The organism is Maritimibacter sp. HL-12, assembly GCF_900177545.1.
In the GTDB taxonomy this organism is placed as follows: domain Bacteria; phylum Pseudomonadota; class Alphaproteobacteria; order Rhodobacterales; family Rhodobacteraceae; genus Sinisalibacter.
The window spans coordinates 2,974,544-2,987,479 of sequence record NZ_FXBQ01000001.1 but is presented as its reverse complement, the minus strand read 5'-3'; the positions used below and the strand labels follow the sequence as shown (position 1 = coordinate 2,987,479).

At 65.0% G+C, this 12,936-nt stretch carries 11 protein-coding genes; 3 read left to right on the top strand and 8 right to left on the bottom strand.

Annotation, left to right across the window (positions count from 1 at the left end; translation table 11 throughout):
- Positions 1–37: 37 nt before the first annotated feature.
- The 3 genes from B9Y97_RS14775 to B9Y97_RS14765 form a co-directional block, all read right to left on the bottom strand.
- The gene (locus tag B9Y97_RS14775; RefSeq protein ID WP_085527462.1) at positions 38–1,036 is read right to left on the bottom strand and encodes a Gfo/Idh/MocA family protein; all 999 of its coding nucleotides are present in this window, start codon (positions 1,034–1,036) and stop codon (positions 38–40) included.
- A gap of 72 nt (positions 1,037–1,108) precedes the next feature.
- Positions 1,109–2,005, bottom strand: coding sequence for an RNA polymerase sigma factor RpoH (gene rpoH, locus B9Y97_RS14770; protein WP_085527461.1), 897 nt, complete (start codon positions 2,003–2,005; stop codon positions 1,109–1,111).
- Between the two features lie 149 nt (positions 2,006–2,154).
- A complete protein-coding gene (locus B9Y97_RS14765; RefSeq protein ID WP_085527460.1) occupies positions 2,155–3,189 on the bottom strand; it encodes an RluA family pseudouridine synthase in 1,035 nt (344 codons plus the stop codon).
- Between B9Y97_RS14765 and B9Y97_RS14760 the strand changes: the two genes are divergently transcribed.
- The 3 genes from B9Y97_RS14760 to B9Y97_RS14750 all read left to right on the top strand — a co-directional run bounded on the left by B9Y97_RS14760 (position 3,188) and on the right by B9Y97_RS14750 (position 6,874).
- On the top strand, positions 3,188–3,496 hold the full coding sequence (locus tag B9Y97_RS14760) for a DUF6476 family protein (protein ID WP_085527459.1): 309 nt from the start codon (positions 3,188–3,190) through the stop codon (positions 3,494–3,496). The two genes, B9Y97_RS14765 and B9Y97_RS14760, sit on opposite strands and share 2 nt — an antisense overlap.
- 367 nt (positions 3,497–3,863) lie before the next feature.
- Positions 3,864–5,969 (top strand): FAD-dependent oxidoreductase, encoded by a 2,106-nt coding sequence (locus B9Y97_RS14755; protein ID WP_085527458.1) that lies wholly within the window; start codon positions 3,864–3,866, stop codon positions 5,967–5,969.
- Positions 5,970–6,115: 146 nt separating this feature from the next.
- The gene (locus B9Y97_RS14750) at positions 6,116–6,874 is read left to right on the top strand and encodes a c-type cytochrome (protein WP_176224383.1); all 759 of its coding nucleotides are present in this window, start codon (positions 6,116–6,118) and stop codon (positions 6,872–6,874) included.
- Positions 6,875–6,955: 81 nt separating this feature from the next.
- On the opposite strand, the gene B9Y97_RS14745 is transcribed toward B9Y97_RS14750, so the two are convergent.
- The 5 genes from B9Y97_RS14745 to B9Y97_RS14725 form a co-directional block, all read right to left on the bottom strand.
- Positions 6,956–7,936 carry a phosphatase PAP2 family protein gene (locus tag B9Y97_RS14745; protein ID WP_085527456.1) on the bottom strand — a complete coding sequence of 327 codons (981 nt, stop codon included), beginning with the start codon at positions 7,934–7,936 and terminating at the stop codon, positions 6,956–6,958.
- A gap of 495 nt (positions 7,937–8,431) precedes the next feature.
- On the bottom strand, positions 8,432–10,375 hold the full coding sequence (locus B9Y97_RS14740; protein ID WP_085527455.1) for a polysaccharide biosynthesis protein: 1,944 nt from the start codon (positions 10,373–10,375) through the stop codon (positions 8,432–8,434).
- A 191-nt stretch (positions 10,376–10,566) separates the two neighbouring features.
- On the bottom strand, positions 10,567–11,697 hold the full coding sequence (locus B9Y97_RS14735) for a DegT/DnrJ/EryC1/StrS family aminotransferase (RefSeq protein WP_085527454.1): 1,131 nt from the start codon (positions 11,695–11,697) through the stop codon (positions 10,567–10,569).
- Positions 11,698–11,700: 3 nt separating this feature from the next.
- A complete protein-coding gene (locus tag B9Y97_RS14730; RefSeq protein WP_085527453.1) occupies positions 11,701–12,312 on the bottom strand; it encodes an acyltransferase in 612 nt (203 codons plus the stop codon).
- A complete protein-coding gene (locus B9Y97_RS14725) occupies positions 12,309–12,902 on the bottom strand; it encodes a sugar transferase (protein ID WP_085527452.1) in 594 nt (197 codons plus the stop codon). Before B9Y97_RS14725 ends, B9Y97_RS14730 begins: the two co-directional genes overlap by 4 nt.
- Between the last annotated feature and the right edge of the window lie 34 nt (positions 12,903–12,936).

Genomic DNA, 12,936 nt, shown 5'->3' with positions numbered 1-12,936 from the left:
TTTTACCCAGAACCTGCAAGCCGCACCATGATGCCGGTCAGTCTCGCGATGCGATCTCGCTGGCATTGGCGAAAACCATGTCGATCATCGCCTGGGTGCCCTTGGAAAACTCCAGCGGGCAGGGATAGGCCACGCCTTCACGCACGCTGCGGGCGAAGTTCTCGACCTGCCGCACATACTGGTTTTCCGTCGGCCAGCGCTCGACGCGGTATGCGCCGTCGAGCCCGCGCACCTCCACCTGCGCCTCGCCGAAGACGCCCGCGTTGAACGGCGCGCGCAGCGTCAGGGTGCCGAGATCGCCCTGGAACACCACCTCCTGGCGCGGACTGAGACGCATCGAGGTCATCGCGGAATAGGTGAAGCGCCCGCCCGCACCTTCCATCTCGCCCACGACCTGCGCCCAGGTATCGACGCCGTTCTCGCGCCTGAGCCGGGCCGACAGCGCCACCGGTTCCGCGCCGGTGGCGAAGCGCACCGAAGAATAGGTATAGACGCCGATATCGCGGATACCGCCGCCGCCGGTTTCGGGGCGGTTGCGGATATTGTCGATGTCTTCGTGGTTGTCGTAGGAAAACGCGGTATCGACATGCGCCACCCGGCCGATCTCGCCGCTGGCGATGATCTCGCGCACGCGCTGCCATTGCGGATGATGCACGATCATGAAGGCCTCGGCCACCATCAGCCCGGTGGAATCGCGCAAGGCGATCAGCTCGTCGATCTCGCTCGCCACCATGGCAATCGGCTTCTCGGTGAGCACATGCTTGCCCGCCGCGATGGCCTTTTTCGCCCATTCCACGTGCAGGTGGTTGGGCAGCGGGATATAGACCGCGTCGATCGCGTCCCATTCCAGCATCGCGTCGTAATCGAGAAACACGTCGAGCCCCGGGCAGAACGCCTCGAAAGGCGCGGCCTTCGACGCATGCGAGGTGGCAAGCGCCACGAGGCTGTTGCCATGGGCGGCGTGGATCGCCGGCCCCATGTGGTTCGCGGCGAAATTCGCCGCCCCCAGAATTCCCCAGCGCAACGGTTCGGCCATTGGTGCCTCCCAGTATCAAACCCACCCGAGCATAGGCCCGGGCGGGTTTGGCTTCAATCGCTTGCGAAGCGGTCAGGCGTTTTCCAGCAGCCCTTTTTCGGACGCGAGATCCTGCATCTTCTTTTGCAGCTTCTCGAAGGCGCGGACCTCGATCTGGCGGATGCGTTCGCGGCTGACGCCGTATTGCACGCTGAGGTCTTCCAGCGTCACCGTCGCGTCGGACAGGCGGCGCTGGGTGAGAATGTCTTTCTCGCGGTCGTTGAGCACGCTCATCGCCTTGGCCAGCATCTCGCGCCGGATTTCAAGCTCGTCGCGCTGTTCGTAATCGGTGGCTTGGTCGGCATCTTCATCTTCGAGCCAGTCCTGCCATTGCATCGACGAATCGCCATCGGCCGAGATCGTGGCGTTGAGCGAAGCATCGCCGCCCGACATCCGCCGGTTCATCGAAATCACCTCGTCCTCGGTGACGTTGAGATCATGCGCGATCTGGGCGACGTTCTCGGGCCGAAGATCGCCCTCTTCCAGCGCACCGATCCGGGCCTTGGCCTTGCGCAGGTTGAAAAACAGCTTCTTCTGCGCGCTGGTCGTGCCAAGCTTGACCAGGCTCCACGAGCGCAGGATGTATTCCTGGATCGAGGCGCGGATCCACCACATCGCGTACGTCGCGAGCCGGAAGCCCTTTTCGGGGTCGAACCGTTTGACCGCCTGCATCAGACCGACATTGGCCTCCGAGATCACCTCGGCCTGCGGCAGCCCGTAGCCGCGATAGCCCATCGCGATCTTGGCCGCGAGCCGCAGGTGGCTGGTGACGAGCTGGTGCGCGGCGCCGGTGTCTTCGTGATCGACCCAGCGCTTGGCCAGCATGTATTCCTGCTCCGGTTCCAGCATCGGGAACTTGCGGATTTCCTGCAGGTATCGGTTCAGCCCACCTTCCGGGGTTGGTGCAGGCAATGTGTTGTAGTTGCTCATGCCTTCTCCCTCATCTTCTTCGTGCCCTCGAATGTATCGAGGCTTAACATTCATCTAGGCGCATCGCGCCGCCTTTCAAGCGCCGCCGGTTTGCGCTCCTCGAGGCTTGTACGAATTATGAACCTTTTTCCGTCGGACCGACAGGGGGATCACGCCGAGTTGCGGAGTGTTTCAATCAGGTTTGCCATATCGTCCGGCAGCGGTGCCTCGAAACGCAGCGCCTCGCCGGTGACCGGGTGGATGAACCCGAGCGTCGCCGCGTGCAACGCCTGTCGCGGAAAATCGCGCGCCGCTGCCACCGCCGCCTCGCCAAGAGCCTTGTGGGAAAGCTTACGCCGCCCGCCGTAAACCGGATCACCGATCAAGCCGTGCCCGGCATGGGCCAGGTGCACCCGGATCTGGTGCGTACGCCCGGTTTCGAGCCAGCAGTCGACCAGCGCCGCCGCGCCGGGGCTGCCATAGGTTTCCACCACCCGCGCCCGGGTGACTGCGTGCCGCCCGCCCGACCAGATCACCGCCTGGCGCTGCCGGTCGGTCTTGTGGCGGGCAAGCTGGGTGGTGATCTTGACCACCCCGCCCGGCTCGAAACTGACGCCCGGCACGCCCTTTAGGCGCGGATCGCCCCGGTCGGGCGCGCCATGCACCAGCGCGCGGTAATGCCGCTCGACGCTGTGGCGCTCGAACTGCGCGGCGAGCCCGTGGTGGGCGGCGTCGGTCTTGGCGGCGACCAGCAGCCCGGAGGTGTCCTTGTCGATCCGGTGCACCACGCCGGGGCGTTTTTCGCCGCCGACGCCCGACAGGCTTGCGCCGCAATGGGCAATGAGCGCATTCACAAGAGTGCCGCCGGGACTGCCCGGCGCAGGATGCACCACCATGCCCGCAGGCTTGTTCACCACGATCAGCGCCGCGTCTTCGTATACGATCTCGAGCACGATCGCCTCGGCCCCGATATGGCTCTCCTCGGCCTCCGGCACGGCGATCTCGAAAACATCGCCCTCGGCCACCCTGGCCTTGGCGTCGGTCACCGCCGCGCCGCCCCGCCGAACCGCGCCCTCGGCAATGAGCCGCGCCAGCCGCGACCGGCTGAGCGCCGCCGCCTCTGGCACATCGCGCGCGAGCGCCTTATCAAGACGGGCGGGAGGGTTTTCCGCAATGGTCACCCGAACGAGGGAAGGCGTAGACATGGACGAAGCTCCGATCCCCGAGGAACAGGCACCCTTGGTGCGTTACCTGAAATGGCTCGTCACCGCCCTCACGGTGACGATGATCGCGGGCTTCATAGTGCTTGTGAGCGTGGTTGTCATGCGCTTCAACGCCTCGGGCACGGTGCCGCTGCCCGACAGCCTCACGCTGCCGGCCGGTGCCGAGGCCAGCGCGATCACCCGCGGGCCGGACTGGCTTGGCGTGGTCACGACCGACGGGCGCATCCTGATCTACGGGCTGGACGGGAAATCCCTGCGACAGGAGATCAAGGTCGAGACCGGCGAATAGGCAGATTTGTCCAAACCCCCGACAAGATCCGCGACCGAACTCTTGCAGGATCTTGCGCCGCCGGCGCAGGCTGAAATGAAGGCAACCACCTCGATGCAATTGGCGAGGCAGGTTTGCATTCGGGTGAGTTGCGAAGCACCCGAAGGCGTGAAAAGACCAACCGGCCCTCGACTTGACGCAACGGATGATGAATTGTTACCGTCATTTCAAGAAGGGGGCAGACCGTCAGGTCTTTGCGGCCTTTCATGGCTGCGACCCGAGATCAGGCATCGATCTTAGCGGTCTGTAAAAAAACACGAAATCATAGGGATGGTCTGGTCCGCTGCAATGTTGCAGCGGGGCCGTCAACGCTTGGAGGGAGCAAGCCATGACCCGTAAACCTAAAACTATTGGAACACGTAAAGACAAGGACGATATCGAACTTTCCGGCCTCAGCAGACGCGAATTCTTCGCCTCGGGCGCGGCCGTCGGCGCAGGGGTCGCCGCATTCGGAGGGCCCGCCGCGGCGCAGGACGCGCCGCAGGACGCAGCCGAAATCGAGTGGGATTACGAGGCCGACATCGTCGTGCTCGGTGCCGGATGTACCGGCCTGCCGGCGGCGATCCGGGCCCGCGATCTCGGTGCCTCGGTGCTGGTGATCGATCAGAATTTCGACGCGGGCGGACGCATGCTGCACAGCGGGGCCTGGGTCTCGCTCGGCGGCGGCGATGCGATCCAGCAACGCGATGCCGCGGGCGACCCCGACGCCGAGGGCTTCATCGAGGTCGACCCACTGGTGTCGCCCGAGGCGCTGGACGATTCCGTCGACCTGCTGTTTCGCGACGTGACGGACTGGTCCGTCCTCGACGAGCAAGGCTATGGCTACTACCGCTTCAACAACCCCGACCAGCATCGCGGCTGGGCCGAGAACTGTCCGCCGACGCGCGAATTCCTGATGGAGAATTATTGCCGGTTCGCGCGCATCGACGGCACGCACTTCGGCGGTGGAGTTTCACGGGCGCGGGCATCCTCGGTGTTCCTCACCCTCGGTGACGAGACCGATATCGAGGCCGGAACGATCAGCCAGGAGGATGCCGGCGTCGCCGACCCGGAACGCTCCAGCGCGATGTGCCCGCGGCAGTTGTCGGTCTCGGCCGACCGTGTCAGCGTGAATGCCGTTCACGGCGGCGGCGCGATGGCGCGCTGTCTGGAGTATTCTGCACGCCAGAAAGGCGTGCAATTCATGTTCAACCGGCACATGGACGAGATGATCCAGGACGCCTCGGGCCGTGTCATCGGGGTGCGGGCAAGCTACACCCCGCGCGAAGACCCCGAGTCCGGGGAGCGGCTGGAAAGCTTCTGGTCGAACGGCAACGTCGATGAACGCGCCGAGACCATCACCATCAAGGCCAACCGCGCGGTCATCGTCGGTACCGGCGGCCATGCCGGGAACCCGATGTTCCGCAGCCAGTTCCATCCCCGGATGAACGAGCCCTACTACCCGACCAGCGGCTGGGCGCTGCTGGGCGGCGAGGGACGTGCGGCCGATGGCAGCGGCATCATGGCCGGGATGAAGATCGGTGCGAGCCTCGACGGGCTGCACCAGAACTTCGGTCGCCGCACCTACCATATCCAGACCCGGCTCGGCACGCGTGACGCCTATACCGACATGTATCCCGGCCACCCGACCTTCCCGTTCAGGGGTTCGGCCGGTTTCAACATCGGCGGTGCCGGTTTCGAGCACCTGATCGCGGTGAACCAGGTTGGGCAGCGCTTCTTCAACGAGATGGCCCTGCCCGACGAGGCGGTCGAGCCGCGCTATCCCGGCGGGCAGGAATTCGGCGTGCCCAATAGCTGGGACGAGCACAACGTCGGCGACTGGCGCAACTGCAGCATCGACTGGGTGCGCGAGATGTATCACTACACCCACGGCGTGGATGCCGCCCTGCAGATCAACGAAGGCTCCGAGGCACCGGAATACTACTCCGGCCCGATCTGGGCGATCTTCGATTCCGCCGCCGTCGAGCGCGGGGATTTCCCGATCCGCGAGCCGTTCATCTCGACCACCAACGGCCAGTTCTTCGAGGCCGACACGATCGAGGAGCTTGCCCGCAAGATCGAGCAGGGCAACGAGTTCCAGCGCATGCCGCTGTCGCACCTGGCCGAGACCGTAGAGCAATGGAACCGCCAGGTGGACGAGGGCGAAGACCCCGAGTTCGAACGCCATGAGGACGAAGCGCCGATGCACCGGATCGACGAGCCGCCGTATTACGCGGCCTCTATCATGGTGATCTGGCACGATTCCTACGGCGGGCTTCGGCTCAACCGGTTCTGCCAGGTGCTCGACATGGCGGGACAACCGATCCCCGGCCTTTTCGCCGGAGGCGAGGCGAGCGGCGGTGGCCAGATGCATGGCCTCGGCCGCGCAACGGTTCATGGCTACATCGCCGGGACCGAGGCAATGTCGGACGAGAGAAACCCGGCACCGACGTGATGCGTGACAGCGGCGCGGGCCCCCTGCCCGCGCCGCGTGATGTCGGCACCCCGCAAAATCCCGCGGCCGACCGCCTCGGCCGCGACCCGAGCCACGCTCCGGATGGCACCGCGCCCAACCGGACCCGACAACAAGCGAGAGACAAGATGACCATCGCCGCAAGAGCAGCCAGCGTTCTGGCTGCGGCGCTCTGCATCGTCACCGCGCCGGCCGGCGCGCAGGACGAAGGCGCCGAGATCTACGAGGCAAACTGCGCGCCGTGCCACCAGTCCGACGGCGTGGGCGAACCGCCGGCCTTCCCGGAACTTGCCGGCAACGAGGGGCTGGCGGACGCCGCGCTGATCATTCAGCGCGTGCACTACGGTCTGGAGGCGATGCCCGCTTTCCCCGATTTCGGCGCCGAGGAAATCGCCGCCGTGGCGAGCTACATCCGCAGCAGTTGGGAAAACGATTTCGGCACCCTGTCGGAGGACGAGGCGGAGGAGCTTCTGGCTTCGGTCGAACCGCCGGGCGGCGGCGCTTCGCAGTCGATCTGGGACGGGGTCTATACCGAGGAACAGGCCTCCGGTGCCCGGCTGATCTACCAGGGTGCCTGTGCCGCCTGCCACGGCACCCGGATGAACGGCGCGCCGGATTCGGCCGATATGTCGCCTGCCCCGCCGCTGGCCGGAACTGCCTTCATGCGGCACTGGCAAGGCAGCACGGTCGGCTCGCTCTACGAATTCACCCGGGTTTCCATGCCGATCAGCAACCCGGGCCAGTTCAGCGACCAGCAATATATCGACATCATCGCCTACATGCTCTCCTACCACGGCGCACCGGCGGGCGACGAGCCGCTGGAGCCCGATCTGGAGGCCCTGAACGACATCCGGATCGAACCGGAAGAGACGGACGACCAGGAGTGACGTCCCGGCATCTGGCGGAACGGGTGCACGATGACTCGTCGGGCCTTGATGTCGGGATTTCGCAGGTGGCGTTTTCAGGCGTCAGAACGAAAAGTCGATCCGGCCGCCGACGCCACGCGAGCTCACGATGGGCATGAAGGTGCCTTGCAGGTCGCCGCTCCTGCGCTCTTCGTAGTTGCGCAGCACGACATTGCCGATCCCGGTGCCGATCAGCGCGCCCGCCACCATGTCGGAGACCCAGTGGTTGTGGTCCTCGGCCGATTGCAGTGCGAGGGCACCGGCAAGGCCATAGGGAATGAGGTAATTGTCGTAGACGCCGGAATAGACCCGGGCCATCGAGAAATAGGCGGTGAAGTGGAACGACGGCATCGCCGTGCCGCGCGTCGTCGATTTCAGATTGAACGAATTGGCCTTGAAGAAATCGAACGGGCTGGTGCTGTAATCGCCGGTCGGGACGGTGAAGTTCGCGAGGTCCGGCTCGGGCCGCATCCGGCCGAACCCGGCTTTCAGCAGGATATGCGAGGTGAGGTAGGAATAGGTCAGCGCCTTGCCCGAAAGCAGCGCGGCCACCTGCGCGCGCTCGTCATTGGCCACCACGCCGAAGGCGTAGGTTCCGGCAACCGTGGCGACCATGTATTGCCCGTCGAGACCCAACCAGTTCAGCCAAGGGCTGTTGGAGAGCCTTGGCGGCGAGATCTTCTCGCCGATGGGCGCAAGGGTCTGTTGGTAGGCCTTGGTCAGCGGCACATCGACCAGCACCAGCGCGCCGACGCCAAGGGCGGCGGCACCGAAGGTCCAGGGATCGCGCACCGGGAAGGTGGCGATATCGGCAAGCTCGTCGCCGATCCCCGACATCGACTCGCTGAATACCCGCGTCGCCTTCTCGAAGCGGAACTCATCGGTCTTGGCGAACAGATCGTCCGACAGCGTGAGGGCGAAGGGGTTGTCGGACCATGCGGGAAAGCCCTCGGCAGGGCTTGCCGATGCCGATCCCGCGAACAGGCATCCAAACAAGGCACCCGCGAAACCGAGGGACTTGGTAGCCGCAAAAAGATCCTTCATGCCAACCCACCCCTGACGACGTCAAAAACACCACCTTGGCCAATCCGATGGATCAGGCCGCTTGTCAAGTCTCGATCCCGGTCGCTTCCGCTGCCAGCGGCTCAGAACTTGAGGCCGACCCCGACCTTGCCGTTGTGACGGGTGGCAAGACCGCCCGCAAGCGGATCGACGCGTTCGACCTCGCCGCGCACGAAGTAGCCATCCAGGATCATGACATCTGCCCCTGCCCCGCCATTCCATGTCGCGGTGCCGGCGGTTTCTTGTTTTCTCGTCCGCCCAGCTCGCGGCGACCTCTTTGCGACAGGTTATCATGCGAGCACCCATTGGCAAAACTTTCAGGAAGGACTGGCCCCGAGCTGTTGCGGAAATACTCGGTCATGGGGCGACCCTTGCCTTGGACTGGGAGAGCATCACTGAAATCGCGCGGGCGGCTGGCAGGCCGTCAACGTCCTCGCCGGCTGTCTTGTGCCGGCGGAACAGCATGTGTGGGCGCAACTACGCCGGCAAGGCCGCGGGTGGCAATTCGCAGCCCCGCCCTGCCGCGATTTGCACCGCTGCGTGATCCGGGCGGCGATAGCCATCCACCCGCGCCTCGATCACCTTGCGCACCCGATCCGGGTTCTGATGCTCGATCGCGGCTTCGATCTCGCGGATGATCGCCTTGATCTCGATCTCGCTGAGCATGTGTTCCTCGGCGCGCAGGATCTTCGGGTGCGGCGTGTCGCGGAGGTTGTCGTGGTCGATCAGAAGCTCTTCATAGCGCTTTTCTCCGGGCCTGAGGCCGGTGATCTCGATCCGGATGTCGCCGGATCCGGTTGCGGGATCGTAGACCCGCCGACCGGACAGTTCGATCATGCGCCGGGCCACGTCGATGATCTTCACCGGCTGGCCCATGTCGAGCACGAAGACGTCGCCGCCGCGCGCATAGGACCCTGCCAGCAGCACCAGCCGGGCCGCCTCGGGGATGGTCATGAAAAAGCGCGTCACCTCCGGGTCGGTCACCGTGACCGGACCGCCGGCCTGGATCTGGCGCTGAAACAGCGGCAGGACCGAGCCTGACGAGCCCAGCACGTTGCCGAACCGCACCATGGAAAATTTCGTCTCGGCGCTACGCGTGGCGAGATCCTGGATCACAAGTTCGGCCAGCCGCTTCGTCGCCCCCATCACGTTGGTCGGGCGCACGGCCTTGTCGGTCGAGATCAGGACGAACCGCTCGACGTTCGCGGCGAGCGCGGCGAGCGCCACGGTGCGGGTACCGAGCACGTTGGTGCGCGCGCCTTCGATCTCGTTGTCTTCGACCATCGGCACGTGCTTGTAGGCCGCCGCATGCAGGATCGTATCGACCCGCTCCTGCAGGAGTACGGACTCGACACGGGCGTGGTCGTTCACCGACCCGAGGCGTGCGACGAGGCCGATCCCCGACGCTTCGGCCAGCGGCGCAAGCTCGTGATGGATCGCGTAGAGCGCGTACTCGCTTTGCTCGAACAACACGATCCTCACCGGGCGGCACTCCAGCAACTGTCGGCACAACTCCGAGCCGATCGAGCCGCCTGCCCCGGTCACCATCACGCCGCGACCGGCATAGGTGCTCGCGATATCCGGGGCGTCGAGGTTCACCACGCCGCGGCCGAGAAGCTCGCCCGGTTCGACGGTGCGCAGGCCAATGCCTTCGTTCCGGGCGATGATGTCGACGTAGGAGGGCAAAGAGCGAACCTCGACCCCGAGGCTGCCAACCGCGTCGGCGATCGCCTTTACCCGGTGCGGCGGTGCCGAGGGCATGGCGAGCAGCACGTGGGCGAGCTGGTGACGATCGAGTTTTTCGCGCAGGAGATTCGGGGCAAAGACCGGCAACCCCGCGACCATCACGCCGCGCAGCTTCGGATCGTCATCGACGAAGAAGACCGGGCGCAACTCGCGCGACTGGCGAAGCGAGGACGCAAGCTGGATCCCGGCGGCGCCGGCTCCATAGATCGCGACCCTGTCGGCGGCACCGTCGTGATCGGCGGCGTGGGTGACCAGTTGAACCCCGGCAACCCGCATCATCAAGGCCGAGGCAAAGAACAGGGCGGCGAAGGCGAAAGGGACAGAGCGCGGCACGAGGACCTGGAGCAAGGCACCTGCCGCGATCAGGATCAAGCCCAGAATGCCGGCCGCAAAGACGATCCGCAGAATCGCCCGGCCTTCCAGCGTGCCGAGCTTGATGCGGGGGATCTGGAGCAGGATGAGGCTCGCCGGCGTTGCAACCGCCATCGCGGCGAACAGCGCGGTGTAGCCCTGCGGGGCGCGGTTGAGAAACGCCGGATCCTCGAACCGCAGCGCGAGCACCGTGTAGAGGCCGATCAGGACGAGCGCGGTATCGAGCGCAAGCACGATCTGGCCTTTCACCCTCCGCGGGGCGTCGGCCAGTTCAAGCAAAAACCTGATCGGTTTCGTGATCATCAAGGATCCTCTAAAAGAAGACTCAACAGACCATTACACAACCTATAGTAGTTTGAGCATAAACCCGACTTGAGATCATGGCCAAGGAAAATAATCGGGAGGGACCACTATCGCGCCTGACGCAGACCCCGGCTCGAGCGGGGCAGGCCCGACGCCGGACAGGGCCCTGATCCGTTGCCCTGCGATCGGCCTCAGCGATGACGGTCGAGCAGGGCCAGGATGCGGCCGATGACCTCGTCTTGCTGCGCGTCGCTCATGTCACTGCCGGACGGCAGGCAGAGCCCCGTCTCGAACAGGCGCTCATCGATACCCGCTCCGTGGTAGGGCGCGCCTGCATAGAGCGGCTGCAGGTGCATCGGCTTCCACAGCGGGCGGGCCTCGATCTCGTGGTCGAGCAGCATGAGCCGGATATCCTCGCGCGTGACGCCGGTCTGCTCCGGATCGATGGTGAGGGCGGTCAGCCAGCGGGTCGATTGCGACCCCTCGGGTTCGGGCATGAAGGTGATGCCGGGGCGGGTGAGCGCGGATTGGTAACGCGCGAAGATCGCGCGCCGCCGGGATACGCGGGCATCGAGCACCTCCATCTGCCCGAGCCCGATGGCGGCGCAGATGTTGGAGAGGCGGTAGTTGTAGCCAAATGTGGAATGCTCGTAATGCGGGGCCGGGTCGCGGGCTTGGGTGGCCAGAAACCGCGCCTCGTCGGCCCAGTCCTTGTGCCGGGTCACCAACATGCCGCCGCCGGAGGTGGTGATGATCTTGTTGCCGTTGAACGACAGGATCGCGGCGTCGCCGCCGGTGCCGGCCTTGCGCTCACAGATGCTGGCACCAAGGCTCTCGGCGCTGTCGACGATCAAGCGCACGCCGTATCGGGCGGCGAGGCTTTCCAGCGTGTCGAGTTCGACGGATTGGCCATAGAGGTCGGTGGGCACGATGGCTTTCGGCAGGCGGTTTTCCTTCGCCGCCCTGGCCAGTTCTTCCGCGAGCAGCGCGGTGTCGATGGTCCAGCTTGCCGGGTCGAGATCGAAGAAACGCGGGGTTGCGCCGAGATAGTTCACCGGGAAGATGCCGCCCGCGAAGGTCATCGAGGAAATCCAGACCTCGTCGCCCTGCCCCACCCCGGCGATGCGCAACGCGAGATGCAGCGCCGCCGAGCCGGAGGACAGCGCGACGCAGTGCACGCCGCCGCCGAGATACTTGGCCACCGCCGCCTCGAAGGCGTCGAGCTGGGGGCCGAGGGGGGCCACGAAGTTCGAGGCAAAGGCCTCGGCCACGCGCGCCTCCTCGTGGCCCGACATATGCGGGCGGGAGAGATAGATGCGCATGGATTATCCCTTGAACGGGCTGGCCACACCGCTGTCCTCGGCGCGAAGTTCCCTCTCCAGAGACAACAGGTCCTTTTCACGGGCCTTCAGCGCCCTGCAGGGTGTTCCCGCACAGACCTGCCATTCCGGCAACGGGCGGGATACCAAGGAGAGTGCCCCGACGCTGCTGCCTTCACCGATGCAGGCACCGGGCAGGATAACGGTTCCGGCCCCGACGATTACGTGCCGCCCCAATATCACCGGACCGGTTTCAATGCGCTTGTACCTTGCCGGAACCATAGGATTGGTAAGGGTTTTTCCGGAATAGTCGTCGGTCGCAGTGAATATCCGCACACCTTGCGATAACCCGGAGAAATCCCCCAGCCGGAGGGGAACGGTTGCGGACAGATGGCAGCCCCCGCCGATGTGAACGTATGAGCCGATCTCAACGAATGACTCTTCGGCAACGACAATGGTTGTCGGGCCGTCGATCCTGACATTGTCACCGACAGCGATGCGCTCGAAGCCGATTATCGTGCAGTTTCGGGCAATCCTGACGTTGTGCCCCACTCTCGCGAAGCCGAGCTGCAAGAGTTCCTCGCTTTCAGCGTAGCCCGAGTTGAAGGCCATACTCATTTCCCTATCCCTTCGAATGGATACATCGTCGCCTCCCCCGCCGCCGAGATCCCTTCCCGCCGCACCACCTTGAGAACGGTCAGCCAGACGATCTTGAAATCCAGCCAGATCGTCCGGTTATCGACATACCAGACATCGAGGGCGAACCTCTCCTCCCACGAAATCGCGTTGCGGCCGTTGATCTGCGCCCAGCCGGTTATTCCGGGCCGAACCTCGTGGCGGCGTGCCTGTTCGGGTGAATAGAGCGGCAGATATTCCATCAAGAGCGGGCGCGGGCCGACGAAGCTCATGTCGCCTTTCAGAACGTTCCACAACTCGGGCAACTCGTCGAGCGACGACGATCGCAGGAAGCGTCCCAGCCCGGTCAGCCGCTCGGCGTCGGGCAGCGGGTTGCCCTCGGCATCGAGCGCCTCGCGCATCGTTCGGAACTTGATCATCTCGAACGGCTTGCCATGCAGGCCGGGGCGGGTCTGGCGGAAGAATACCGGCCAGCCCATCCGCAGCCAGACCAGGAGCCCGACCGCAAACAGGACGGGCGAGAACACCACCAAGCCCACGCCAGCCCCGAGCACATCCAGCACATGTTTCATGGGTTAACGCCTTCTTCCCCTTGCGCGCCCGTGG